Origin of the sequence: Vibrio alginolyticus NBRC 15630 = ATCC 17749 (assembly GCF_000354175.2) — a bacterium.
GTDB lineage: Bacteria > Pseudomonadota > Gammaproteobacteria > Enterobacterales > Vibrionaceae > Vibrio > Vibrio alginolyticus.
Genome location: NC_022359.1, coordinates 15841 through 41664, shown reverse-complemented (window position 1 = coordinate 41664; position 25824 = coordinate 15841). Strand labels below are relative to the sequence as shown.

The 25824-nt window shown below is 43.6% G+C and carries 20 protein-coding genes; 6 read left to right on the top strand and 14 right to left on the bottom strand.

All coding sequences use genetic code 11. The annotated features are described in order from the left end of the window. Window position 1: 1 nt before the first annotated feature. Window positions 2-1402 carry an undecaprenyl-phosphate glucose phosphotransferase gene (locus tag N646_RS15505; protein WP_017821251.1) on the bottom strand — a complete coding sequence of 467 codons (1401 nt, stop codon included), beginning with the start codon at window positions 1400-1402 and terminating at the stop codon, window positions 2-4. Window positions 1403-1825: 423 nt separating this feature from the next. Beyond that, window positions 1826-2944, bottom strand: a complete 1119-nt coding sequence (gene malK, locus N646_RS15500; protein ID WP_005375271.1) for a maltose/maltodextrin ABC transporter ATP-binding protein MalK — start codon at window positions 2942-2944, stop codon at window positions 1826-1828. Window positions 2945-3616: 672 nt separating this feature from the next. Here malK and malE point away from each other — a divergent pair. From malE to malG, 3 genes are all read left to right on the top strand, one after another. Further along, window positions 3617-4795 carry a maltose/maltodextrin ABC transporter substrate-binding protein MalE gene (malE, locus tag N646_RS15495; protein WP_005375272.1) on the top strand — a complete coding sequence of 393 codons (1179 nt, stop codon included), beginning with the start codon at window positions 3617-3619 and terminating at the stop codon, window positions 4793-4795. 79 nt (window positions 4796-4874) lie between these two features. Next, window positions 4875-6449: a maltose ABC transporter permease MalF gene (malF, locus tag N646_RS15490; protein WP_017821250.1), complete on the top strand. Its 1575-nt coding sequence runs from the start codon at window positions 4875-4877 to the stop codon at window positions 6447-6449. Window positions 6450-6461: 12 nt separating this feature from the next. Then, window positions 6462-7352 carry a maltose ABC transporter permease MalG gene (gene malG / locus N646_RS15485; protein ID WP_005375275.1) on the top strand — a complete coding sequence of 297 codons (891 nt, stop codon included), beginning with the start codon at window positions 6462-6464 and terminating at the stop codon, window positions 7350-7352. Between the two features lie 367 nt (window positions 7353-7719). On the opposite strand, the gene N646_RS15480 is transcribed toward malG, so the two are convergent. From N646_RS15480 to N646_RS15470, 3 genes are all read right to left on the bottom strand, one after another. Continuing rightward, window positions 7720-7965, bottom strand: coding sequence for a hypothetical protein (locus N646_RS15480; protein WP_005375277.1), 246 nt, complete (start codon window positions 7963-7965; stop codon window positions 7720-7722). Between the two features lie 171 nt (window positions 7966-8136). Further along, complete coding sequence (locus N646_RS15475) at window positions 8137-8622, bottom strand: acyl-CoA thioesterase (RefSeq protein WP_005375279.1); 486 nt, start codon at window positions 8620-8622, stop codon at window positions 8137-8139. A gap of 145 nt (window positions 8623-8767) precedes the next feature. Beyond that, a complete protein-coding gene (locus N646_RS15470) occupies window positions 8768-9673 on the bottom strand; it encodes a DMT family transporter (RefSeq protein WP_017821248.1) in 906 nt (301 codons plus the stop codon). Window positions 9674-9771: 98 nt separating this feature from the next. Here N646_RS15470 and N646_RS15465 point away from each other — a divergent pair, with 98 nt between their 5' ends. After that, window positions 9772-10560, top strand: coding sequence for an AraC family transcriptional regulator (locus tag N646_RS15465; RefSeq protein ID WP_005385013.1), 789 nt, complete (start codon window positions 9772-9774; stop codon window positions 10558-10560). A gap of 203 nt (window positions 10561-10763) precedes the next feature. On the opposite strand, the gene N646_RS15460 is transcribed toward N646_RS15465, so the two are convergent. The 7 genes from N646_RS15460 to N646_RS15430 form a co-directional block, all read right to left on the bottom strand. Then, entirely contained in the window at window positions 10764-12455 is a 1692-nt protein-coding gene (locus N646_RS15460) for an ATP-binding cassette domain-containing protein (protein WP_017821247.1), read from the bottom strand. After that, a complete protein-coding gene (locus N646_RS15455) occupies window positions 12452-14062 on the bottom strand; it encodes an ATP-binding cassette domain-containing protein (protein WP_005375287.1) in 1611 nt (536 codons plus the stop codon). Before N646_RS15455 ends, N646_RS15460 begins: the two co-directional genes overlap by 4 nt. A 264-nt stretch (window positions 14063-14326) precedes the next feature. Then, window positions 14327-16507, bottom strand: a complete 2181-nt coding sequence (locus N646_RS15450; protein ID WP_005375288.1) for a TonB-dependent receptor — start codon at window positions 16505-16507, stop codon at window positions 14327-14329. A 94-nt stretch (window positions 16508-16601) separates the two neighbouring features. After that, a complete protein-coding gene (locus N646_RS15445) occupies window positions 16602-17570 on the bottom strand; it encodes a siderophore ABC transporter substrate-binding protein (protein ID WP_017821246.1) in 969 nt (322 codons plus the stop codon). Between the two features lie 53 nt (window positions 17571-17623). Continuing rightward, window positions 17624-18577 carry an iron chelate uptake ABC transporter family permease subunit gene (locus tag N646_RS15440; protein ID WP_017821245.1) on the bottom strand — a complete coding sequence of 318 codons (954 nt, stop codon included), beginning with the start codon at window positions 18575-18577 and terminating at the stop codon, window positions 17624-17626. After that, on the bottom strand, window positions 18574-19518 hold the full coding sequence (locus N646_RS15435; RefSeq protein ID WP_017821244.1) for an ABC transporter permease: 945 nt from the start codon (window positions 19516-19518) through the stop codon (window positions 18574-18576). The genes N646_RS15440 and N646_RS15435 overlap by 4 nt, the downstream gene beginning before the upstream one ends. A gap of 755 nt (window positions 19519-20273) precedes the next feature. Beyond that, window positions 20274-21194, bottom strand: a complete 921-nt coding sequence (locus N646_RS15430; protein ID WP_017821243.1) for a M14 family metallopeptidase — start codon at window positions 21192-21194, stop codon at window positions 20274-20276. A gap of 172 nt (window positions 21195-21366) precedes the next feature. Between N646_RS15430 and N646_RS15425 the strand changes: the two genes are divergently transcribed. Then, window positions 21367-22272: a DUF808 domain-containing protein gene (locus N646_RS15425; protein WP_017821242.1), complete on the top strand. Its 906-nt coding sequence runs from the start codon at window positions 21367-21369 to the stop codon at window positions 22270-22272. A 95-nt stretch (window positions 22273-22367) separates the two neighbouring features. On the opposite strand, the gene pyrC is transcribed toward N646_RS15425, so the two are convergent. Together pyrC and N646_RS23855 are read right to left on the bottom strand one after the other, a co-directional pair. After that, window positions 22368-23396, bottom strand: a complete 1029-nt coding sequence (pyrC, locus tag N646_RS15420; protein ID WP_017821241.1) for a dihydroorotase — start codon at window positions 23394-23396, stop codon at window positions 22368-22370. A gap of 155 nt (window positions 23397-23551) precedes the next feature. Then, window positions 23552-23716 carry a YqaE/Pmp3 family membrane protein gene (locus tag N646_RS23855; RefSeq protein ID WP_005375297.1) on the bottom strand — a complete coding sequence of 55 codons (165 nt, stop codon included), beginning with the start codon at window positions 23714-23716 and terminating at the stop codon, window positions 23552-23554. Between the two features lie 267 nt (window positions 23717-23983). Between N646_RS23855 and N646_RS15410 the strand changes: the two genes are divergently transcribed. Then, on the top strand, window positions 23984-25801 hold the full coding sequence (locus N646_RS15410) for a hybrid-cluster NAD(P)-dependent oxidoreductase (RefSeq protein ID WP_017821240.1): 1818 nt from the start codon (window positions 23984-23986) through the stop codon (window positions 25799-25801). The last annotated feature ends 23 nt before the right edge of the window (window positions 25802-25824 follow it).

The window sequence follows — 25824 nt, the reverse complement described above, 5'->3', positions numbered from 1 at the left end:
CTTAGTAAGCGTTAGCACCAGTGAAGCCTTTGAAAACGGTCATAAAGATGATTTTGATGTCCATCCAAACCGACCAATGGTGGATGTAATCCAAATCAAACTCGACCCTCTTTTCCATTTTTTCTAAGGTGTCGGTTTCGCCGCGATAACCATTAATCTGCGCCCAGCCAGTAATGCCTGGTTTTACTTTGTGACGTAGCATGTAGCGATCCACGATCTGACGGTATTCTTCATTGTGTGCCACGGCATGAGGGCGTGGGCCGACAATAGACATAGTCCCTTGCAGTACATTGATAAATTGAGGCAGTTCGTCCAAAGAGGTGCGACGCAGAAATCCGCCAAAAGGCGTAATACGAGGATCGTTCTTTGTCGCCTGTTTCACGTTGGAACCTTGATCCATGGTTGTCATTGAACGGAACTTCCAGACTTCAATCTTGCGTCCATCAAGACCGTACCGATGTTGTTTAAAGATGACAGGGCCTTTAGAAGTTGCCTTAATGCCGATCGCAATGACGAATAGAATAGGGGCGATTAAGACCAAAATAATGCTCGAAAACAAGATGTCTTCAAACCGTTTTACCCAAGAAGAAATTCCAGCAAAAGGTGTATCAAAGACACTTAGTGTTTGAACTTGGCCGATCTGCGCCCAACGAGAATGTAAAAGGTTATAAGTGAAGAAGTCGGGAATCAGATACGTATTTGCGGTGGTATCTGAGAATTGGTTAAGAAGTGACGCAATGCGTTCTTTTGCGTGCATTGGCATCGCGATATAGACGTAATCTACTTCCCCTTTTTTAGCTCGCTCAAGGGCGTGGTCAACAGCTCCTTTAATAGGATAATCAGAATTTGGCAATCTGTCGGAAGATCGTTCGTCGTAAAAGCCATCAAAAAGAACACCGTGTTCTGTGTGGTTTTGAATTTCGTTAGCTAGGGTAATGCCGTGAGGAGTTTGGCCGATGATGATCGCAGTGCGAGTGTTGAATCCTTTTTTTCTCAAATAGGCTAATCCGGTACGGAATGTTACTCGCCATGCTAAGAGCAGAGCGGGCGTAATCGCAAACCACAGCGCTAAAATTGTGTTATCAAATAAGGTATGGACTTCAGAAAAATACAGCACAATAAAGATAAGTGCAGAAGTCACCGCCCAAGAAACACAGACAATAAACATCTGCTCTTTAAACGAACTGGTTCGCCAAGAGCGATACAGATTGCCGCTTTCTGCCATAAATAGAAAGGAGATGCCTCCAACGAAAGCCAATATGACGTAATCTTTCCCCATCGCAGTATTCATGTCTTTGAACACTAAAAGCAGCATAAAAGAGACGATGACAGCAAGATCTGAGATGCGATATAAAAAAGCGAACTCCATCTCATGAGAGCGGATAAGTCCTTTTTGTTTCATGACTCAGTTTCCCTTCTGACACGCTACCGCCCTTGGGTGTCTTCCCCAATTGCCGTGTCGTGAACGTTATTAGTAGTTAGTGCACAGAGCATTCTGTGGAATGCTGCTGAGTTTTTTGTCACGTGTAATTTCGTTGATAAGTGTAAAAATTTGCTTTGTTGAGGTAAGTGGAAATAAGAATGATATTTAGCCCTTTGGCTAAGTTTGGCGGGTTAGGAAAAAGCTGGTACTTACTTATGAGGAATGAGGAAAAGTATTAAAAATGAAGTATCAGTACAAAGACAATGGTTTATGTGAGGGTAGAAGAAACGGGTGATTTGATTCGTTCACGATTAATGATTTAGTATCGAATTGCTGATATTTATTAAGATAAAAAAATCCCTCTCACTTGAGAGGGATTTTTTTTGAGTAAGGACGAATGAATTATTCGACTTCTACGCCGTTTTCTTTGTATAGGCGGCGGCATGCGCGACCATCACTGTGGAACAGGTGACAACGATGAGCTGGAATACCGATCTCGATTTTATCGCCAGTGTCGACTGCAAGCGTGTCAGGCTGACGGAAAATAACGTCGGCGTCCGCACCTTCTAGGTTTAGGTATACTTGAGTTTCGTTACCTAGCTTCTCAACAATCATCACTTCACCGTGAATACTTGCATCAGCTTCAGAAGCGGATAATAGGTGCTCAGGGCGAATGCCTAAAGACATTCGGTCGCCGCGGTTAACTGTTGTACCATCCACCGGAATCCAGAAAGATACGCCGTTAGATAGTTGAACTTTGACGCGCTCTGCTTCTACTTCATCAATGAATACGCTCATGAAGTTCATTTTCGGAGAACCGATAAAGCCAGCTACAAAGCGGTTTTGTGGGTAATGGTAAAGCTCAAGCGGCTTACCAACTTGCGATACATAACCGCCGTCTAGTACAACGATTTTATCTGCCATTGTCATCGCTTCTACCTGATCGTGCGTTACGTAGATCATGGTACAACCAAGTTGGCGTTGTAGCTTAGTAATTTGTGCTCGCATGTTTACACGCAGTGCCGCATCCAAGTTTGATAGTGGCTCGTCTAGAAGGAATACATTTGGCTGCGATACTAATGTTCGGCCAATCGCCACACGTTGACGCTGTCCACCAGAAAGTGCTTTTGGTTGGCGCTCAAGCAAGTGGCCTAGTTGTAGGATTTCTGCTGCTTGTTCAACACGCTTGTCGATTTCTGCTTTGTCTGCTTTTGCTAGTTTCAAGCCAAATGACATGTTGTCATATAAGTTAAGGTGCGGGTAAAGAGCGTAAGACTGGAATACCATACCAACACCACGTTTGGATGGTTCGACGTCATTCATGCGCTGGTCACCAATATACAAATCACCTGAAGTAATGTCTTCAAGACCGGCAATACAACGTAAAAGGGTAGATTTACCACAACCTGATGGACCTACGAAAACAACAAATTCACCTTCGTTGATTGTTAGGTCTACGTTCTTAGAAATCAGTACGTCGCCATACGCTTTACAAACATTTTTTAACGTGACACTCGCCATGTAGCTCGTCCTCGATCAATTTTTTATTATTCACCGCTCATCATTATATGAATTATCTAGCGAGCAGTAACAGTAGGAATCGGTAAGTTCTTGCGGTTGGTAAGAAAAGTAGGGTAGCACTTCAATAAAATGTCCTGAATAGAAGTGCTACCCATCATAGCCAAGTACGAGTTTCTCTCCCCCACATTATTCGTATTGTCTCCCCCGTGAAATAATTACCACAAACAACACTAATAATGACATTCCACTCGTCTGGCAATGCAAAACCAGCAAATCTTTTTCCTAATACGTAGGCACTGCTGGGAAAGGGTTCTTACCATCCACTCTTGGATGACTGCAGTTTCTAAGATTGTGCGTAGTGCGACATCCTCCTAATAGAAATAATTGTAGGGGGAGTAGAAAGGGAGGAGTAAAAAAGGAGGAGGAAGAAAGCAGTTGGTCGGAAATCACATTATTGCACCACCTAAAGTTGAAACCGATCACAGGAACTATCCATTTTGTGATTTGAGTCTCTTACCCTTGGCGATTTAGATCACGAAAATACGTCATAATTGTAAGGGCGTAGGGATTAGGAGGATGAGACATATTGGATTATTTCAGATGATATATGTCGAAATACGGCTGAACCTCAATGGACTAGCCCTACATCAAAAATATAAAAAGGATACGAACATGAAAAAGTTAAGCGCTGTAGCACTAGGTACTCTTGTTGCTTTGGGTTCTTTTGGTGCTAATGCTGCCATCGAAGAAGGACAACTTACTATCTGGATCAACGGTGATAAAGGCTACAACGGCCTTGCTGAAGTTGGTAAGAAATTTGAAGAAGACACAGGCATTAAAGTGACTGTGGCTCACCCAGATGGCCTTCAAGACAAATTCCCTCAAACTGCAGCGACTGGCGACGGTCCTGATATCGTATTCTGGGCTCACGACCGTTTCGGTGGTTACGCAGAAGCTGGCCTGCTAGCAGAAATTAAACCTTCTAAGAATATTCAAGAAGGTATCGTTGATTTCGCTTGGGATGCAGTACGTTACGATGGCAAATTGATCGGCTATCCAGTTGCGGTTGAGTCTCTATCTCTAATCTACAACAAAGACCTAGTTCCAAACCCACCAAAGTCTTGGGAAGAGGTTGCAGCATTAGATGCAAAACTTAAAAAAGACGGCAAGTCTGCAATCATGTGGAATCTAAAAGAACCGTACTTCACTTGGCCACTAATGGCGGCTGATGGCGGCTACGCGTTCAAATACACTTCTGAAGGTTACGATGTTAAAGACGCTGGTATCGCGAAAGAAGGCGTTAAAGACGCAATGAGCTTCGTAAAAGGCTTAGTTGATAAAGGCGTAATCTCTGCGGATATGGATTACTCAGTGTCTGAGTCTGCGTTCAACCAAGGCAAAACAGCGATGACGATCAACGGTCCATGGTCTTGGGGCAACATTGAGAAGTCTGGCGTTAACTACGGCGTGACTACGCTACCTAAGTTCCAAGGTCAATCTTCTAAGCCATTCGTTGGTGTTCTAACGGCTGGTATCAGCACTGCGTCTCCAAACAAAGACCTAGCAGTTGAGTTCATTGAGAACTACCTACTAACAAACGATGGCCTACGTATGGTTAACAACGATAAGCCTCTAGGTGCGGTAGCACTTAACTCGTTCCAACGTGAGCTAGATTCAGATACTCGTATCGCAGCAACAATGGACAATGCGATGAACGGCGAAATCATGCCAAATATCCCTCAAATGAACGCATTCTGGGGGGCGGCTAAGAACGCAATCATCAACGTAGTTGACGGTCGTCAAACTGTCGATGCAGCTCTTGCAGATGCAGAAAAACAAATGACTAAATAATTAAGTAAGACCTTTTTAAGGAGGGGGCAACTCCTCCTTACTTTTCTATATTTATTCTATATTCGCTAGCAGGTTCCCTATGCAGTCAGTTCAAGGTACAAATGCTATGACAGCACCAGAAGCCAGCCTTCCGAGCAGCAAAAAAGTGTTCATGAAATGGTCACTTTTAGGCACAGTCGGCATCATCAATGGCTACGCAACAATCCTTATGTATTCTCGCGGTGAGATTGCGTTTGCACTACTTACGCTCATTCTTACCGCTTTAGCGTTGTTCATCTTTGGTAGTAAAAAGACGTACGCACACCGTTACATCTACCCTGGTATAGCAGGGATGATCCTTTTCATTCTTTTTCCTTTGGCGTACACCATAGGTTTGGCGTTTACCAACTATAGCGCGAAGAACCAACTCTCTTTTGATCGCGCTCAGAACGTACTTTTGGACCGAACTTACCAAAGTGGTGATAGCTACCCGTTCACTTTGTATAAAACGGAGCAAGGCCATCAACTTGTGGTTGAAAAAGATGGTGAGCTACTTGCAAGCCCGACTTTTCAGCTTGATAACCTTTCAGCATCGGAGTTTGATCTTTCACCAATTGAAGAAGTAACGGGTGAAAAAGAATCAATCAAGGCGATTGTTAAGAACCGCAGTGCGTTGAGCAGTGTCGATTTACATTTGCCAAGTGGTGATGATATCCGCATGAGTGGGCTGCGCAAATTTGCTGCAGTTGTACCTTTGTACACATTACAAGAAGATGGTGAAACGCTTTACAACAACCGGACTGAAGAAGCGCTACGTCCAAATATGGAAGTAGGTTACTACCAGCCTGTCGATGAAAACGGTCAATTTGTTGGTAGCACAGTGTCACCAGGTTTCGTGGTGAACATTGGTACCCACAACTTTGAGCGTGTTTGGAAAGATGATGGTATCAAAGAGCCGTTTATCAGTATCTTTATCTGGACCATTGTTTTCTCTGCGCTAACCGTATTGTTTACGCTTGTTATTGGTCTGGTCCTTGCCAGTGTGGTTCAGTGGGAAGCACTTAAAGGTCGCTCAGTTTACCGTTTGTTGCTAATCCTGCCTTATGCAGTTCCGGCGTTTATTTCTATCTTGATCTTTAAAGGTTTGTTTAACCAAAGCTTTGGTGAGATCAACATGTTGTTGGAAGGCTTGTTCGGCATTAGCCCGGCTTGGTTCTCTGACCCGTTCATGGCGAAAACCATGATCTTAATTGTGAACACTTGGCTTGGTTTCCCTTACATGATGATTTTGTGTATGGGCTTACTAAAAGCGATTCCAGACGATTTATATGAAGCATCAGCAATTGATGGTGCGAACTTTGTCACGAACTTCACACGTATCACACTACCAATGATGTTGAAGCCGTTAACACCATTGTTGATCGCGAGTTTTGCATTTAACTTCAACAACTTCGTACTTATCCAGTTGTTGACTGGCGGTGGTCCAAACATGATTGGTACATCAGAGCCTGCGGGTTACACCGACCTGCTAGTAAGTTACACCTACCGAATCGCATTCGAAGGTGCTGGTGGTCAAGACTTCGGTCTAGCAAGTGCAGTAGCAACGCTTATCTTCCTATTGGTTGGCGCATTGGCACTTATCAACCTACGCGTAACTAAAGTAGCTCAGGACTAAGGAGAAATTACAATGGCAATGGTACAAGGTAAGTCATTAAAGTATCGTGTTTGGGCTACTCATATTGCAATGTGGGCATTCTTGGCACTGATTATTTTCCCTTTGCTGATGATCATCGCGATTTCATTCCGTGAAGGTAACTTTGCAACGGGTAGCCTGATCCCAGACAACCCAACACTTGATCACTGGAAATTGGCATTAGGTTTCTCGGTGACTAATCCAGACGGTACAGTTACACCGCCACCATTCCCAGTAATGACATGGCTGTGGAACTCGGTAAAAGTGGGTGGTATTTCTGCAATCCTAATCGTGGCGCTATCAACCACATCGGCTTACGCGTTTGCTCGTATGAAGTTCAAAGGTAAGAACACCATTCTTAAAGCGATGATGATCTTCCAGATGTTCCCTGCGGTGTTGGCACTGGTTGCTCTGTACGCGTTGTTCGACAAACTGGGTCAGTACATTCCTTTCCTTGGTCTGAACACGCATGGCGGTCTGATCTTCGCTTACTTAGGCGGTATCGCACTGCACGTTTGGACCATTAAAGGCTACTTCGAAAGTATTGACTCGTCTCTAGAAGAAGCAGCGGCTCTTGATGGTGCTACACCATGGCAAGCATTCCGTTTGGTATTGCTGCCACTGTCTGTGCCAATCCTAGCGGTAGTCTTCATATTGTCGTTCATCATGGTAATTGGTGAAGTTCCTGTAGCGTCACTACTGCTTTCTGATGTAGACTCGTACACACTTGCAGTGGGTATGCAGCAATACCTATATCCACAAAACTACTTGTGGGGTGACTTTGCCGCAGCTGCTGTACTTTCAGCAGTGCCAATCACTGCCGTATTCTTACTTGCGCAGCGCTGGTTGGTTGGTGGTCTAACCGCTGGTGGTGTGAAAGGATAATCTCTTGTGGTCTGAGATTGATAAGAATAACTAGAAAAGGGCGACCACATGGTCGCCCTTATACTTAGCACGGATATTACAATTTTGGTTTGGCCGCCGATCAGTAATATCTTGGCTTTTATTGGCGTTACGCATAGCTGGCTGTTAGCTTAGTTCCTTACGATTCAATCACTAACAGTTTTTGTAACCATAACCTGAGTTTAGACTCAGGTTTTTTTATGCCTGTTAAAGGCAATTGTGCAATAAGTAGATAGAGATTAGCGGCTTTGCAATGGATTACACAGGGCTTGAATAATGCCCTGCGTAGCACTTCACATAAATAACTAGAGCTTAGTAAAAAGCTAAATTGAGGTAGGGAAGGAAGAGATTAAAACTCTCGGCTGGAAGGTGCGCATCCAACGTATTGAAGCAGCGTGTACAAACTTTCTTGCTGCAGTGCGACGCGACGAAATAGATTAGCAAAGGTAACGTCACCGCCAAAGCAAGTTTGAATGTAATGATTAATTTCTGTTTCGTTATACCCCTCGACGTACATGGTTCTCACCCACTGGTACTCGACCGCTTTTAAATTGGTCAACGTCTCTTCACTTAAGGTCGTTTCTTTTAGTCTCAAGATCCAAACTCTATCCAACTCTAAAATAATGGATGGATTTAAGCAAAGCTAGGTGAAGGATTTATGACAGAGAAGGGCGAGCGTGAAACAAATGGCAAAACCATGATGTTGCTCCACACTCTGGGTCTAGGTAACGTTGAGGTACTTAATAGCGTTCTTAACGGATGCCAGTTACTTGAGGTATTTAACGTGTGCTTCCATTTCTTCCCCAATCTCTTTACGCATGTTCATAAGACGGATAGCGGATTGCTCTAAGGCTTTGTCTTCATCTGACTCTGGAATCCATTTCGGTACATCGGTTGGTTTTCCGTTTTCATCTACAGCAACCATGATAACGATACAGTGAGTGGTGAGTCTGTTTTTCATTTGCTTTGGATCACTAGCTTGCACGTCAATCGCAATGTGCATTGAGCTTCGTCCGGTATAAATGACTTTCGCGCTAACTTCGACTAAGTTGCCGACATGAATCGGAGCAACAAACCGAATGCCGCCAGCATATGCGGTAATGCAATATTTACCACTCCACGCTGCAGAACAGGCGTACGCTGCCAAGTCGATCCATTTCATTACGGCGCCGCCGTGCACTTTTCCGCCAAAATTTACGTCGCTGGGTTCTGCTAAAAAGCGAAGGGTAATGTCTCTTTGACCACTGCTCATCTGTCTTTCCTTGATGGGTTATTGTTTTCCCAATTTAGCAGCAAGATGAATTTTCGGGAATAGCGAATGAAACAAAATATTAACTTTTATTCGAACGCTGGAAGTGACAAGCCACAGCGTAGTTCTGTGGCTTGGGGTGCAGATGTTAATTGGCGGTAGAGGCAATCTCAGAATTGGACAATGGTTTTCTCTGTCTTACTTTTATTTGCGACAAGATAACGCCAGAGATGACTAACAACCCACCAATAATGTGGTAAGCGTAAATTTTCTCACCAATTAGTGTTGAAGCAAGTATGACGGAAACCACAGGCATTAGGTTCATGAACATAGCGCTTGAATCAGCACCAATTGAATCAATCGCTTTTACCCACATCAGCGGCGCGAAAATGGAAGCAGCAATACCAGCATAAGCGATTAACGGCAGCGCATCTTGGCTTGGTAACAATTGCTCACTAGAGAGCCAAAGTGGTGTGAGCATCAAAACAGAAAAGAAGCCCTGCATGTAAACCAGAGTCAAACTACTGAATGGCATTTTCCAGCGTTTTAGCAGAACACAATAAGCCGCGTATACCATGGCAGCAACGAGCATTAAGCTGTCACCTTGCGTTAAGTCTTGATGTAAAAAGTAAGTGATATCACCGTGACCAAGCATAAATGCTAAGCCGCCGAGCGAAATGACACCACCGACGATACTTAACATTGATATAGATTTACCGAGCAATGGGACACTTAAAAACACGCTGATCAAAGGAACTAAAGAGGTGATCAGGGCCATATTAGAGGCCGTTGTTGTTAAACCGGCATAGTATCCAAGTGACTGGTTGAGAACCATACCAAGTAACGCAAGAAACGCCAACTTAGCTAAGTAAGGTCGAATAATGTGTCGTTGTTTGATGATTGCAGGCAGGCAAAATGGCGTTAGGAGTACCATTGCGACAAACCAACGGTAGAAACTCATCGCACTTGGTTCAATGGCGCTCGCAGCCATCTTGTTCACAATTGAGTTACCACCCCAAATCATAACGGTGAAAAACGGAAGTAAATAAATCATGAGAACCCTATAGCACAATTATTGATGGCGCTAGTCTGGCAGGTCTTTATAATAAAAAGTATCTCTTAAAAGACATCGTAAGCGATAGGAAGACAATTTTGAAAAAGAGCGCCAGAAATCTTCACCCCTCCTTATCAATCGATCGTGCGCCATCAGATGTATTTATGAATTTCGAAGCGTTTCTCTCTAATACAGAAACACGAATTCATAGCCACCCTTGGGGGCAAGTGCAACTGATCAGCGGTGGGATTCTGGAGATGGATGCAGAAGACACAAGATTTCTAGCACCTCCACATCTTGCTATTTGGGTTCCCGCCGGAATTCGTCACACTAGCTACAACCGTAAGCCAATCGAATATTGTTCTTTGAACATTGCCCCTGAATTGACAGCGCATTTTCCTACCAAAACGAGCTTGATCAAAGTGACTCCAATCGTGTCATCTATTATTGAGGACTTTCGTCAGCGAGACATTAATGTGGCGCAAACTGATGAAGACAAGCGCTTGGTACAAGTGTTATTGGACCAGCTTGCAAAGCAAGAAGTCGAACATCACTTTTTACCGACTACCGACAATAAGTATCTTGAACCGATTTTAAAAGCAGTAGAAGAATCGCCGACGGATGAGATCAGTTTGGCGGAGTGGGCGGCAAAAGTGCATACCACAGAACGCACGTTAGCGAGACATTGCCAGAGTGAATTAGGAATGAGCTTTACTGAGTGGCGCTTACGTGTACGTTATTTGCATTCTATGGAGTTGCTGCGTAAAGGGCAGACCGTAAAAGAAGTCGCTCTGACGTTAGGTTATAACCAAGCCAGCCCTTTTATCGCGATGTTCAAGAAATACTCCGGCATGACACCGGAGCAATACAAGAATCGATTGTTGTAAAAGTGTAGAGTCTATTTTAAAAAAATTGACAATGCGCTGTATGATGACCGACTCGAAAAGCTGATGGTATTGGAAAGACCTACGTCTATCTTGTGTCAGATTGAGTCAGAATTATAACCTTGAGAATTCGCTTTATTATTATTGCTTTACAACATGCCTGTAAGATTCTTTAGATGATACAATGTGCTAAAGTGACAAAAAACTCAATTGACACCGCTTAGATTTAAGTATTGATTGTTATTAGTTTCTTCAGCCGCCAATTTGTCCCTACTTTTCAAGGAAGTAGAGTTGTACTGTGCAACTATAACTCTTCTACCCTCAATCGTGAGTTCCAATGTGGGTGACCATATATTCTGATCGCGATGCGTCACAATAATCACGGTCGAGTTCAATGTTTGAATATGTTGAGCAATACTTTTTTCGGTTGCTTCGTCTAATGCTGCCGTCGCTTCGTCGAAAATGAGGATTGGCGCCTTTTTAATGAGAGCTCGCGCAATTGCAACTCTCTGTCTTTCACCTCCTGACAACCCTGAGCCTCTTTGTCCTACTGTTTGATGTATTCCTTTAGGAGATGAGTCAATAAGTTTGTCCAATTGTGCGTGTCTTGCAAAGCTCTCAACTTCATAATCACTTGCATTGGGATTACCTAACCGAATGTTATCCGCCAATGTGCCAGTAAAAATGACCGGTTCCTGAGCAACATAGGCTATATGCTGGGTGAGCACGTCATAAGGGATATTCTTTAGATCTATCCCTCCGAGCGAAATAAGACCTTGGTCAGGATCATCAAACCTTAGAAACAGGCCCAGTAAAGTGCTTTTCCCACTGCCACTGACTCCATTGATGACGACGGTATCACCTTGTTTGATCTCCGTGCTAGCATCTTCAAAGAGATCTAAATGGCCCACAAGGTTCAGTTCGAACTTATGGTTTTTGGGGGAGGTTGCAAATTGAGGATTAGGCTCAGGCAGAACAGGGACATTCGTTAACTGAGCGTAATTTTTAATTGAGGATTTTACGTCGTTAATCGCAAAGCCTGCCAACGCGAGTTCACCCAAAGGTGCAGCTGCACGGGTAATCAATATCAATAAAGCCAAGGCTAATAAGGGTTGAGTAATCGGCTCTAAGACGAGATAGATGGCGATACCTGCAAGGGGTAAAATCGTTGCCAATCCTGATACTAAGGTTGCGATAGAAGCGTTACGATTAATAGTTGAATGAGCTTCTTCTTGTGCGTGCCAACTCTGTTCAATACGCTCGATTGAGCGCTCAGGCCCCGCTGTTGAGCGAAGTAACTCAAGGTGATCTATGAGCTCAAGTGTTGATTTAGTCGCTTGAAGCTCTGCGTCATGTCGGTCGCTATCTGAGCGACTTAGGTATCTTTGCGCCTTGTACTGAACGAGCAGTGCAACTAGTAACAATACGGCACTGAGTAGTGCAATTTCACCTCCTCCAACGACCCCAATACCGATAATTAAAAATATGGGTAACATTGGAGCGTGCAAAAATGTTTGTAGCTGATGAGCAGGAATGGCCATAAAGCCAGGTATTCCTCGTTCTGCTAGTTGAGTGAGCTGAGTTCTATGCTGATCATTAAACCAAGCTAACTTTGCTTTACTGAGCGAATGACCTACTGATGAATAAAGATCCCCAGCCAGTTTCGCACCAGAGAGAAATCCAGAACGAGTTACAATAACGGTAACTATCACAGTTAGAACAGCAGCTATTATGACGTTCAATGGTGAAGCTTGTTCGACAATAGATATTGCAAGAAATGTGTAAGCCGTTGCCTCAAATAATGCAACTAGTCCCCAACCTATAGCGACTCGATATAGACGGTGCTTTGCACTTTGTGGAATTGTCGAATTGGAATAGAGGGTATTGTGAGCCGTCATACTTCTTCATCCTGTCGTTGAGCCTTTCTGTTGAGCATCAATGTAGTGTCTGCAAGTTTCGCGAGTTCTGAGTCGTGAGTAATTATGATCAATATCTTGTCTTGTGTTTTCGCAAACTTCGCGAGATTTCTGATCACAGTGAAGGCCGTATTTTTATCGAGAGCACTGGTTGGTTCATCCAGTAATAGAACGTTGGCTTGAGTTAGAAATGTGTTAGCTATTGCGACACGTTGTTGCTCGCCTCCTGAAAGCACGCTTGCATCAGAATTGAGGTCAATCTTTAATTGAGCTTGTTGCAAAGCTTGGTTCAGCTCGTCGTCACTTGAACTTGGCGTTGATAGTTTCAAATTCTGCCTAATGGTAGTTTTGAGTACACCGATATCTTGGGGTACATAGCGTATGGCGGAGTATCGGGATATCTCAGAGAGTTTAGACAGTTGATTGCCTCCTAAGGTAACGAAGCCTGAAAGAGGTGTTTCTTGACCTGCTAATAGACGTAGTAACGTACTTTTGCCTGCTCCGCTAGGCCCCATGATGGCTGTAAATGAACCCCGTGGGAAGTAGTGGGAGAAGTTATCAATAATATTAACGGTTCCATTAGCCACTACGATATTTGATGCTTGTAGTGATAGCGGTTTTTCTCCCGCGCTCAAACTGCCACTTTCTATTTGTGGTTGCTGTAAAAAGTCGCTGATGTTCTTTGCAGCATTCTTTCCTGCGTTAACGTAGTCCAATCCATGGCCAAGCTTCAGTGCGGGTGATACGACGGCCAAACCAAAAAAGAATAGCGACGCCATTGCCACGGGACTTAATTCATAGCCAATGGTATAGGCCATTGCGAAAGTCGAAACCGCTTGAAGTAATGCGGTAGCAATTGCTGCTGGAAGGGCAACGCTACCAACCCATTTCACTATGCCGTGAGTAAAGCGTCTTGTGGCATCATTATAGCTGTCGAGTGCTCCTGCTTGCGTGCCGTAAATTCGATTTACTCGGATACCTCTTGTGTAGTCGTTTACTGCGGTAACGATATCACCCATTATTGTCATGCGCTCTTTGCCATGTTTAGCGGCGAACCTAGGTAAAAAGAGTAGGTAGTACAATGATGCAATTAGACCAGGGAGCAGAGTAAGCATCGCTACCGGACCTGTGAGATTCAACATGATAAAAATAGAAGTTGCGGGAACGACAATGAATGTCACGAGTTCTGAAGGCAAATGCGCAACCATGTGGTGAAGCGTGCTGATGTCTTCGGAAACTATGCGACGCAGTTGATTATCACCATATTGAGAGATGGTCTTGCTTGGCAAGCGCGTCAAGTGCTGAGCAACTTGGCGACGTAATCGAGTGGAAAACTGCGACTCGGCATCATGAACTAACCACGAGCCCACTGATGAGGCAAGTGCGCTAGCCGCCCAAAGTCCTATGGCACCGTAAATCCATTGGTTTGCAAATTTATCGATAAGGTTTATCAAGCATAGCAGTGCACCAACTTTTGCCACAGCGGCAAGTGCTTCACAAAACGTTCCCAAAGCAAGCTTCTTAATCGATGGCTTTAAGGCTGGCATTAAGCTAGGCGTAACGTAATGTTGGCTGATTTTACTTATCATATTGTCACCTTATCTAGCCTATCAAGCGAAAATAAGGAGAACGTGGTAGAGCATATTGAGCTCTTATCGTTTTTCATATAAAGCCTATGGAAGTGGACGTTGATGGATTATGTTTTGAATTAACTTTGGCCGTAGGTGTTGCGAGCTCTTTGTCTGCTTGAATGTTGAAGATGAGTACTTCCTTTGATTTGTTGTGAATTTTCATGAACAGCCAAATGGGAGTAAGTCCCCCTTAGAAGGCAGGCTAAAGGGGAGGTGGAGGGATTAGAAATCCGCAGTAGCTGACAGCATCACTGTACGTGGTGCGCCAAGAGCTAGGTCCGCATAGTGGGTGGTTGTCCAGTAATCTTCATCCAGTACATTGTTTACGCTAAGGCGCCAAACCACGCTTGTTTCAGCAATTTTTGAGTTGTAGCGTGCGCCAAGATCAAGAATAGTCTGTGCAGGTAATGCCTGAGTGTTTTGTGCATCAATGTACTGTTCAGACATATAGTTCGCTTGGCCGATAAGCGTGAGATCACGCATCGCAGGGAGGTTCCATTCTAATGCGAGTTTAGCTTGTAAATCGGGTAGCTTAGTTGCTTGTTTCCCCTCCTCTGTCACATCTGTTGCTTTTGTAATCTCTGCATCTGTATAGGCGATACCACCGATGAGCGTATAGTCCTTTGATAGTGTGCCGTAGAACCCCCATTCAATACCGCGATTGCGCTGTTCACCACCGAAAGAAAAAATGTTGGTATCCGGATCTTGGTACCCATTTGGCTTTTTAATCTCAAATAAACTGAACGTATGAGCAAAGCCGTCCAGGTCAAGCTTCACGCCTGCTTCAGTCTGTTTGGTTTTTTGGGGTTCAAAAGCCTCTCCTGCGTTTGCGGCGCTAGAGCCTGCTGTTTTCCCATTCGTTAAGCCTTCGGTGTAGTTACCATAAAGCGAAACTGAGCTCGAAACTTTGTATAATGCTGCAAGTGCGGGAGTGTAAGTACTTTCCTTAAACTTGGTGGTAGGAAGCGACATTCCGTTCATTATTATTCCAGATTCATAATCAATGCTCTGGTAACGCAAGCCGAGCGTGATTTGATATTTCCCATCAACAAAAGATAACGTATCGGCAATGCCATAGCTGACCTGAGTTGAATCGACAGGTAAACCATAGTAGTTGTCGTAAACTGAATTTTCTGGTCCCCAAACAGGATCATAAATATTCGAGTTCCAAGGGGCTGGATTATTATTACCTGTTGGAGAATCATTTTTATCTTCTCTAAAGTAAGTACTATTCAGTACAAGGTGGTGTTCTACTGGGCCAATGTCAAAGTTGCTACGAACACCTATCTCACCTGAAGTTCGTTTGTTCTCAAGCTTAACTGATCCGAGAGATACCTCTAGGTTACCCTCGTTATCGATGATTTTGATTCGTTGCGGTACATTTGAATGAAAATCTGTACGGCTACCACCCAATGCGCTGTATACAGTTACAGAGTCACTAACGTTTAGCTCCCCGCGAATCATCATCCCTTTATCTTCGCTATCATTGTAGGCCCAACTTGGCGTCAATAATGTGTCAGATGGAGGAGGTGATGGGATTTTGAGACCAGAAGCGATGCTTAACCCACGGTTTGCACCTTCAACTCGCTCTGTACTGTAGTAAAAATCTGCTTCAAGGAAAGCAATGTCATTACGCCAATCAAGGCTTAATGATGCAAGTTGAGTTTTTTTGCTTTGGTTGTTTATCGCGGTGTCTCCATCTTTAAATGCACCGTTGAAACGAATACCAAATTCTTCATTTGTACCAAAGCGACGTCCAATATCGATATGTCCTCCGAATTGAGTGTCCGATAAGTAGCTGCCGGTGAAAGATGTGATTGGTGTTTCTTGTGCTCTTTTTGTCACTAAGTTGATGGTGCCACCAACAGATCCATTCGGTGGCATACCGTTGAGCAAAGAAGCAGGACCTTTAAGTACATCAATACGTTGATACATTTCAGGAGAGGTTCGGTAATAAGGAGCGATACCATACAATCCATTAAACATAACGTCGCTAATGTCTGAGTTGAAACCTCTTACTTTGAAACTTTCTTTGTTTAAGCCGGTTTCACCGCTGGTGAAAACAGAGGGATCAGAAGCTGAGATTACATCTGAGATATCGCGTGCTTGTTGGTCTTGAATGTGTTTTTCTGTGTATCCAATCGTATTGAAAGGCGTTTCCATGAAGTTTTTGTCGCCAAGCATTCCCATATTACTCGCGTGAGAAACTTTGCCAGCGGCATAAACTCTGTTTGCTTCACCATAAACTGTCATTGATTCATCTACGACTTCTTCAGCTTGAGCGATACTAATTGGTACGACAAAAGTACTAAATTGAAGTGAAATAAAGAGGGCGATATGACACGGGCTTGGTTTGTTTTTCTGTGAAGAGTCCATCGCTATCTGATGATAGTCATGAGTCATTATAGATTCCTTTTCTTTGTTTGGGCTAGCTCACATCCGTTCTGACGTCGGTTGAGTGTTGAATTACTTAAGATCCAACTCATTGTTATTAGATTTAGCTTTGGTAACCTTTTAGGATGTCATCAATTATGATTTTCAGAGATGTGATGCTTGCTGAAGTGATGTACCAAGCATCGGCATCAACAAAAACGACGTTGTCGTTTTTCCATGCTTTGGTTTGACGGAGTAGCGGGTTTGCTAAGTGTTCCGCATCAATGACAGGCTTTCCTTCCATTACTGCTGTTCGATCAATGATGTAAAGAATGTCTGGATCAGCTTGGCTAATGAACTCGCTAGAAATTGGCTGACCATGCAAACCTGTCTCCACTTTTTCACTCGCTGCTTTTACCCCCAGAACATCGAAAACGAAGCCATAACGAGACTCAACGCCAAATGAGCTGAAAGCACCATTGTTATGCATGACAACCAAAGCTTTTTCTGAACGCTCTTTCGTAACAGCGCGCACTTCTGCGACTTTTGCATCGATTTCGGCAACTTTCTGTTGGGCTAGCTCCTGCTTTTCAAAGATCTCACCAAGCTCTACAAGGTGTTTCTTAATGGTATCGACGTGATGGTCACGACTATTACGGTAGCTGATGTCAAAATGTAAAGTCGGAGCGAGTTGAGAGAGTTCTTCATACTGATTAGCATGTAGCGGAGTCATCAATACGAGATCTGGTTTTAGGGCATAGATCTTTTCCATATTAGGCTGAACTATCGCGCCAAGATCCGCTATCTCAGGTGTGTCTTTGTATTTCGCTAGAAAGTGAGGAACAAAGTCTTTCACCATTCCTGAGATTGGAACATTTAGCTGATCTAAAAAGTCCACTTCGTTCATATCTAATGCTGCCACTCGTTGAGGGCGATGAGAAATAGTAGTTGCTCCGAGATTGTGTTCAATCACGATGAGCTTTTCTAATGGCTGAGTATCTTCAATTTTAGTTATTTCCGGCTCGCAACCTGATAAGGTTCCTAGAGCGCAGCAAGCAAGCGCGATACTCAAACGTAGGGGGCTCTTAAACATGGGGTATTTCCTTTTTGTCAGTGAGTTGTCTTTAAACAGGCGAGTAACAGTTTTCATATTTGGCTTCTTGCTCTTATCGTGATGGCTAGGAAATATCCCCCACAAAGGACATTCACCAAAATAGAGACGGTGGTTTTAAAGTTAAATAAGTGCTCTACCAGAAGTTGACCAGACAAGAACATGACAATTGCAATAGCACAAGCAACGAGCAATGTGTGTCTGTAGTTCGGTGCGCTAGTAACGGAATAAGCAATATTGGCAATAAAAATTCCCATAAAAGCCGTTGGGCCAATCAAGCTCGTCGAAATTGCTACCAAAATGGCGATTACAGCAAAGAACTTTGGTACATATTGCTTATCATTTAGTCCTAATGACATCGCTTGGTCTCGACCTAGACCTATCACATCTAGCTCGCGTGACCATCTGTTAGCAAAGAGTGCCAAAACACTTAACGCAATACTGGAAAAAAGTAACGTAGAAGGTTTCGCTCGCTCAAACGAGGTATAGCTGAGCCCTTGAAGGATAGAGAATTCTCCAGGGCTTATTCTGAGCTGGATAAATTGAGCAAGAGTTGTCAGCACCATTGTCAATACAAAGCCAATCAGCAGAACTTGGTGCATGTCATGTTTAAATCTATTGAGTACCCAAGATTGAATCGCTAAGGAATACAACAGAATGAGTATTGCAGAGACAGCGAAATTACCGACAACGCCTAATGTAGCAATGCCAGAAGTGCCCGCTAGTAATAAGAGTAGGGTTTGCCAAACCAGATAAACCGACTCATATCCCATAATGGATGGCGTAAGAATACGATTACCAGCTAAAGCTTGGAAAATAACAGCAGAGATGGCCACGCAGCTGCCCCCAATAACTATGGCACCAAGTTTAATCAGCCTCTTGGGGATGACGTAATCAAAATCCCACCCAGAGTTTGTAAAGATAAAGGCGATAGACAGTATGCAAACGAGTATAATGCTCACTAGCATGTTTGAGTAATGTGATCTCATACTCGTGCTCCTTTCAAAAGAAACACAAGAAACATGACTCCCCCGATAGCACTGGCTGTTAATCCCATTGGGACTTCAAAAGGAAAGGCAACAACTCTGCCTATGACATCGCAAAAAATAAGTAACGAAGCGCCGCCTAGTGCAACGATTGGTAGGGTGTTTTTAAGGTGATCGCCATATTTTAGTGCGACTAGGTTAGGTATGACTAAACCGATAAAATGAATGGCACCTACGGTCACCACTGTTATAGCAACTGTCACGGAAACTAGCATTAGACCCAAGGCGGCAGTGAACGCAATATTAATTCCTAAGTTGGACGCAACATCTTCGCCCATTCCCATCACAGTAAACTTATGTGCATATAAGTAAGTCAGTAGGGTGATGGGTAAAATCAAGAAAATTATTTCATAGTGTTCTTGGACCACTTTGGAGAAATCTCCCATTAACCAACCGGACATACTCTGTAAGATGTTGTTTTGATAAGCATAAAACTCCGCTATAGCACTTAGTACACTACCAAACATAAGCCCAATCACAGGTATTAACGCAGAGTTACTGAATTTAATTTTTCGTACGATGGCAATGTAGATAAGGCCAGCGGCGAAGCAAAATAGTACGGCGAAGAGCATACGTTCAAGCTTGTCTGAGGATGGAAGCATGACGATAGATACCAAAATACCGAGCTTTGCCGCATCGATACCGCCTGTGGTGCCCGGCTCAACAAAACGATTTCTAACAATATGTTGAAGAATAACACCACATATTGCGAGACCAGATCCGGTAAGAATTAGTGCGATTAGCCTTGGTAATCTGCTAGCAGTAATCGGTAGCCAAGCTTTGTCATCCATGGTCAGCAATAACGACCAATCTAGTTGGTTTGCGCCGACGAAAATTGAAGTTAAGCACAGTATAAAAAACAGGCTTACTACGTGAATACTCATACAGAATCTGCCCCAAAATAAAATGAGTTTCTCTAAACTTATGACTTGGGGATGGAATACGAATAATGAATATCTATTCGCATATAGGTTCTAAATTCCAACAAAACATAACCAAGTTATTTTTTATAAACATTAAGGTCACAATCCAGCCCTCAAAGTATCACTAGGCCATACCTAAAAATTCAACGTGCTGATTTGGCTTTAAAACTGGATTAACTAGCAAAAGAAAAGTGCCGCTTTCAATGCAAAGAGAAAGAGGTTCTCGATTTAAAATGCAAATGATAATTATTTTCATTATATCTTTGTTTTTTCGGTTAAGCAATGAGGTTCATATATGTTTCTCTAAAAAGATCAATCGCGTATAAAAAACAAGGCAATGGCTAATGCATGTGCTTTTGGGTAAGTGATTAAAAAATAAAGCCAAAGAGCATTAAGCTTTCTTATTGTTTAAGGATGTTTTTCGCTTCAGAAGCTCGTTGGTTGAGGTTTGATTTAAATGGTATGACGATAGTTTGTTCAGGAAGAGGAGTTAGTAGTGACGATGATGTCTAGATGTCGTTTGTATTTTAGGATTTATTAGATACCGCATTAAAATAGCGTCATAAAGTCGTGATGCTTCGCATCTTCAGTGTTAGCGATGTTAATGCGGTAATTTCTAATAAACTAGCGGATTAATGTCTCAACTTGCTTTTGGAGCAAAGTAAAGCTGATTCACAATTCAAAGACATCGTCAGTTGCTTTATTGTTAACCTGTGTTATTCGAGCTTACTTAGTACGTAATTCAAACCACCCACCACGGCTGCAACCTGTGCATCGTTACATTCTTCGTCGGTCACCGTTGGGCTGTCTGGGTACACTTCCGTTGTCGTGCCGTAAACGCAATTTGTTACGCCGCCACACAGGCCCAGTTTTACCATTGGGTAGTTGATAACGCCAAACTGTACGACGGGTGAACCGATGATTTCGCCGTTTTCATCTGCTGGTGCAATGTGAGTCACTTTTGCAACTGACTCAATGACCGCTTTTTGGAAGTCAGGCTGAGGGTTTTCACTATCTCCCACCGTGTAAAAGCCATCTGGGATCATACCTTCAATGTACTCAATACCATCACGAGCAGCTAAGGCTGGACGGAACTCAGTTTCGTCAGAATCTGTCGTTTCATGTAGATCAATGTGCATTAACACATCGCCTAAAGTTGCAACGAGCTTCATGAGGTTAGCGGACTCTTCGGCAGGGCTATCCTTATAGAAAGAGCGGTTTGGATCAATCGCGTTTGGATTCCAGCGGTTGATCACCTCGTAACCCCAAGGGCTTACGCAGGGTGCAACGACAATATTGAAATGCTCTGCATAGCGCTCTGCTTCTGTTTCTACAAACTTTAATGCGCCATGTACACCGCTGGTTTCGTAACCGTGCACGCCGCCTGTGACCAACACAGCAGGTTTAGTTGAATCCCAATTGCGTGTTTTGATACAAAACAGAGGGAAGCGTGCCTCGTTGTATGAGAGCGCACCATATTGTTCAACATCAAAACGCTCGCGTAGGGCATCGATTTTACTGACGACTTCATCTTGGTAGCTACGTTTTACTTCTTGCGTTGCTAACCAAGCTTTACGTTCTTCTTCGTTCCAAGGTTGGCCAGGAGTACCGATCGGGTAAATGTATCCACTTTTCATCTATACTTTTTCTTTTGACTGCTGAAAGGTATCACAAGACTAGACCTGTCTTATCTTTACGGCAATATAAAACACCATTTGGGGTGGTATTCTTTGCAAAATCATCACTTTGATGAGTGATTCATTGGTGTTACATTTTGTTACTTACTCAATTTCATATAAGAGACAAAAAATGGCTGGAGCAAGTTTACTCACACTGTTGGACGATATTGCCACGGTGCTTGATGATGTCGCCTTAATGTCAAAAATGGCGGCAAAGAAAACCGCAGGTGTATTGGGAGATGATCTAGCGTTAAACGCTCAACAAGTGTCTGGTGTTGCATCTGAGCGAGAGATTCCAGTGGTTTGGGCGGTTGCAAAAGGCTCATTCAAAAATAAATTGATTTTAGTTCCTTCAGCTTTACTTATTAGCGCGATTATTCCATGGCTTATTATGCCATTATTGCTAATTGGCGGCTTATTTCTCTGCTTTGAAGGGGCAGAGAAAGTACTTGAGAAAGTGTTTCCTCACTCGCATCCGCACGAAGAAAAAGAGGAGCTAGTTAATACTGGAGAGTCGATAGAAGAGTATGAAAAGCGTAAAGTTTCTGGTGCGATTCGAACAGACTTTATCCTTTCAGCAGAGATCATCGTGATTGCGTTAGGTACCGTGACAGGAGCCAGTCTTGTTACGCAAATTTTAGTTGTCAGTTTAATTGCAGTGATTATGACGGTTGGAGTTTATGGACTAGTCGCTGGGATTGTGAAGCTAGATGATTTAGGCCTTTACCTTGAAAGTCGCTCAAACGGTAAAGGTTGGGTAGCGAAAGTCGGAGGGGCCTTGGTCGCTTTTGCACCAAAGTTGATGAAGTTGTTAACCATTGTAGGAACTGCTGCGATGTTTTTGGTGGGTGGAGGAATTGTGGTGCACAACGTGCCAGCCATTCATCACTTTGTAGAGCCGATTATTATGAACTTTAGTGGTCATTCGGTTGCTACAGCCATTTTGCCTATTTTACTGAACGGTATTATCGGCTTTGTGGCGGGGTTGGTTGTGGTTGCGGTATGGACGATGGTTGAAAAGCTTCGTGGTCAATAATCACATCTAAAACATGAGACGATAATAACAAGGGTCATGACTTCTTTTTACAAAAAGCATGACCCTGTTTTATAGGTGAAATGTCAGTAAAGTACTTACTTCACTTTCCACTCGATCTGTTCATTTGCTCGAATAGGCACAACGATATCATTGCCAAATGGCATCGTTTCTGGCACATCCCAAGCGGATTTTTCTAACGTTACCGTATCTGTGTTACGTGCAATGCAGTAAAAATCAGGACCGTTGAAGCTTGCGAAAGCTTCCAAGTTTTCCAACTTGCCTTCTTTTTCGAAGACTTCTGCATAAAGCTCTAGCGCAGCGTGTGCAGTGTAAGAACCAGCACAACCGCAAGCCGATTCTTTTGCCCCTTTCGCATGTGGCGCTGAGTCTGTACCTAGGAAAAACTTCTTGCTACCACTAGTTGCTGCTTCGATCAGCGCTTGCTGGTGGGTTCCGCGCTTAAGAATTGGCAAACAGTAGAAATGAGGTTTAATACCACCCACAAGCATGTGGTTACGGTTGAAAAGAAGGTGGTGGGCAGTGATGGTAGCCGCTACGTTGTCTGAGGCATTGTTAACGAAGTTTGCTGCGTCGGCGGTGGTGATATGTTCTAGTACGATTTTAAGATTAGGGAAATCATTGACGATAGGAGCGAGGACGGTATCAAGGAATTCTTTTTCTCGGTCGAATATATCAACATCGTGATGTGTTACCTCCCCATGAACCAAAAGTAACATTCCTACTTCTTCCATTGCTTCTAAAACGTGATAAATGTTTTTCGCATTGGTCACACCGGAATCTGAGTTTGTTGTGGCGCCAGCAGGATAGAGCTTGGCAGCAACAATGTGTCCGGTTGCTTTAGCCTTACGTATTTCGTCTGGTGTCGTGTTATCTGTAAGGTAAAGCGCCATTAAAGGCTCAAACTGTTCGCCATGTTGCTCTTTGAGAATTCGGTCACGGTAGGCTAGGGCGAGCTCAGTTGTAGTAACAGGTGGGACGGTATTTGGCATAATCAGCGCACGGCCATTGTAGCGGCTGATGTCGCGAACGGTGTCTTTAAGAACTTCCCCATCGCGTAAGTGAACGTGCCAGTCGTCAGGACGAGTGATAGTCAGTGTTGTCATTAATTGCTCCCACCATTGAAAAGTTGTCTGATTGGAGCCTAAGCGCCGTATTTGCTTTTGAGCAAACGCTTGCGCTTAGGCGACAGGATGATAGAGGAATTGCCCTCATATTTCATCCCATTTTTCAATTTTATAAAGAGTGAGAGTGTAAGTGGTTACTTCATTGTTAACCAAAGCGCGTGGATCGTACCTGGTAGAAAGAAGAAACACGTCAATATTAGATTAATCAAAAAGTCTTTATTTAGACCTTTCTCCATAAACACCGCGACAGGCGGAAGAAAGATACATAACAAAATCAGAACCAGTTTTCTTGTATCCATAATTAAGCTCCAAATCGATAAATGGGAGTAGTGATAACTTGGGTGAATTATGTGTGTCGTATCACACTTTATCAAACGGTATTTGGTCAGAACGGTGTTAAAAAACGCGAATATTGAGTGTAGTAAATACTTGTCACTAAAACCAAATTTATAAGAATATGGTTTCGAGAAAGTTGAAATGGATGAAGAGGCAGTAGACTCTGCAACTTAATGTGATTTGAGTATACAATACCGCAACAAATAAAAAACACCCGTAGGAAGAAGGCTATGTCGCAACCCGTTTTATCCCAAATTAATGTTTTTCCGGTTAAGTCAGTTGGCGGATTATCGCTGTCGTCCGTATGGGTTGAGAAGCAAGGATTGAGCTTCGATCGTCGCTTTATGATTGCGAAAGCTGATGGCTCGATGATCACTGCGCGAAAGTATCCGCAAATGGTAACCATTAAGTCTGCCTTATTGTCCGATGGAGTGGTGTTTAGTAGTTTGGGTATGGAGCCACTTAAAATCCGTTACCAAGATTTCAAAATGCAGGAGACACCTGCAACAGTTTGGAAAGATACATTTACTGCCTATACCACGACAGATGATGCAGATGACTGGTTTAGTCGTGTGTTGGGGCAACGCGTTGAGTTGTTGTTTAGTGGTGAGCAATCGAATCGTGTCCGTGAAAAGCTAGGTCAAAACGTCAGTTTTGCTGATGGTTATCCGGTTTTAGTGATCAGCCAAGCTTCACTTGATGAGCTGAACCGAAGAAGTTCAGAGCTACACTCAATGGATCAGTTTCGTACTAACTTAGTTGTCTCTGATACTAAGCCATTTGAAGAAGATTCATGGAAGCGCATACGAATCGGTGAGGTAGAGTTTGAGTCTCTCAAACCTTGCGAGCGCTGTATCCTGACTACGGTGAATACCCAAAGAGGCACATTCCGTGAGAGCAAAGAGCCGCTCAAAACCTTGCAACAGTTCCGTGCAAACGATGTCGGTGGTGTGTTCTTTGGCCAGAATCTTGTCGCGCGAAATGAAGGCATTATTCGTCAAGGCGATAAAGTTGAAGTATTGGAGTACAAAGAGCCGGAGTTTTACGCAGATAACTCGCCAGTGCGCATGAAGCTTACATGTGTTGAGCGTGAAGAAATTGCCCAAGACTTTGTGACCTTATGGTTAGAGCCAAACAAAGGTTCGTTGCCTAATTACTTGCCAGGACAACACCTGCCAATAGAGGTGAATATTGATGGTAAGAAAGTGGGTCGACGCTATACCTTATCATCCAGTCCTTCTCGCCCGGGTCGTTATGCTATTTCTGTAAAGCGTATCGCGGGTGGAAGAGTCTCTAACTCACTCTTAGACAACTTACAAGTCGGTGATGTTTTAGAGGCAGAACAACCTGACGGTCAGTTCCACCTTAAAACGCATGAAGCGCAGCCTCTGCTGTTACTCTCTGCGGGTAGCGGAGTAACACCAATGTTATCAATGGTGCGTTACTTAGCGGATCACAATCAGTTGGATAATGTGGTTTTCTACCATCAATGTCGCACCGAGAATGATATTCCTTGTCGCTCAGAGTTGGAGCAGTTAAAGCGTGAGCACCCAGGGCTAGAAGTAAAAGTCTGTTTAACGCAACCTGCTGTTGATTGGTTTGGTTTGAAAGGGCGTTTAAGTTTGTCACACATTAAGCAAATCAAAGATGTTGAACAGCGGCAGGTGTTTGTGTGTGGCCCGGATGGCTTTATGGATAAAGCAAAAAGTCTTCTACTAAGAAAAGGGCTGCCAGAGGAAAACTACCATCAAGAAGCGTTTGGAGTTTCTTCTCTTACGTCAAAGCCAGAGAAAAGTCTCGCTATTGACTTTAATGGAACTAAATTCGTAGGCAACAACCAAAAAACGTTGTTAGATCAGCTCGAAGATGCAGGGAAGGTTGTTAGTAATAGCTGTCGTGCTGGCTTATGCGGCGCGTGTAAGGTTCAGCTTACGTCGGGTCAAGTACATCATCCGGACGTGCCCGCGTTGACTGATGAGGAACGTGCAATGGGAATCGTATTGGCGTGTTGTGCTGTGCCAGAGACGGATGTAACAGTAACCAACTAGGCGAGAGCCCTTTTGTCCTTCGA

Bases quoted from the DNA above. Each gene is read 5' to 3' on its own strand.
- malF (WP_017821250.1), top strand. From the start codon at position 4,875: ATGCAGTCAGTTCAAGGTACAAATGCTATGACAGCACCAGAAGCCAGC.
- N646_RS15475 (WP_005375279.1), bottom strand. From the start codon at position 8,622: ATGAGCAGTGGTCAAAGAGACATTACCCTTCGCTTTTTAGCAGAACCC.
- N646_RS15410 (WP_017821240.1), top strand. From the start codon at position 23,984: ATGTCGCAACCCGTTTTATCCCAAATTAATGTTTTTCCGGTTAAGTCA.
- malK (WP_005375271.1), bottom strand. From the start codon at position 2,944: ATGGCGAGTGTCACGTTAAAAAATGTTTGTAAAGCGTATGGCGACGTA.
- N646_RS15425 (WP_017821242.1), top strand. From the start codon at position 21,367: ATGGCTGGAGCAAGTTTACTCACACTGTTGGACGATATTGCCACGGTG.
- N646_RS15445 (WP_017821246.1), bottom strand. From the start codon at position 17,570: ATGTTTAAGAGCCCCCTACGTTTGAGTATCGCGCTTGCTTGCTGCGCT.
- N646_RS15460 (WP_017821247.1), bottom strand. From the start codon at position 12,455: ATGACGGCTCACAATACCCTCTATTCCAATTCGACAATTCCACAAAGT.
- malG (WP_005375275.1), top strand. From the start codon at position 6,462: ATGGCAATGGTACAAGGTAAGTCATTAAAGTATCGTGTTTGGGCTACT.
- N646_RS23855 (WP_005375297.1), bottom strand. From the start codon at position 23,716: ATGGATACAAGAAAACTGGTTCTGATTTTGTTATGTATCTTTCTTCCG.
- N646_RS15505 (WP_017821251.1), bottom strand. From the start codon at position 1,402: ATGAAACAAAAAGGACTTATCCGCTCTCATGAGATGGAGTTCGCTTTT.
- pyrC (WP_017821241.1), bottom strand. From the start codon at position 23,396: ATGACAACACTGACTATCACTCGTCCTGACGACTGGCACGTTCACTTA.
- N646_RS15440 (WP_017821245.1), bottom strand. From the start codon at position 18,577: ATGAGATCACATTACTCAAACATGCTAGTGAGCATTATACTCGTTTGC.
- N646_RS15450 (WP_005375288.1), bottom strand. From the start codon at position 16,507: ATGACTCATGACTATCATCAGATAGCGATGGACTCTTCACAGAAAAAC.
- N646_RS15430 (WP_017821243.1), bottom strand. From the start codon at position 21,194: ATGAAAAGTGGATACATTTACCCGATCGGTACTCCTGGCCAACCTTGG.
- N646_RS15455 (WP_005375287.1), bottom strand. From the start codon at position 14,062: ATGATAAGTAAAATCAGCCAACATTACGTTACGCCTAGCTTAATGCCA.
- N646_RS15435 (WP_017821244.1), bottom strand. From the start codon at position 19,518: ATGAGTATTCACGTAGTAAGCCTGTTTTTTATACTGTGCTTAACTTCA.
- N646_RS15470 (WP_017821248.1), bottom strand. From the start codon at position 9,673: ATGATTTATTTACTTCCGTTTTTCACCGTTATGATTTGGGGTGGTAAC.
- malE (WP_005375272.1), top strand. From the start codon at position 3,617: ATGAAAAAGTTAAGCGCTGTAGCACTAGGTACTCTTGTTGCTTTGGGT.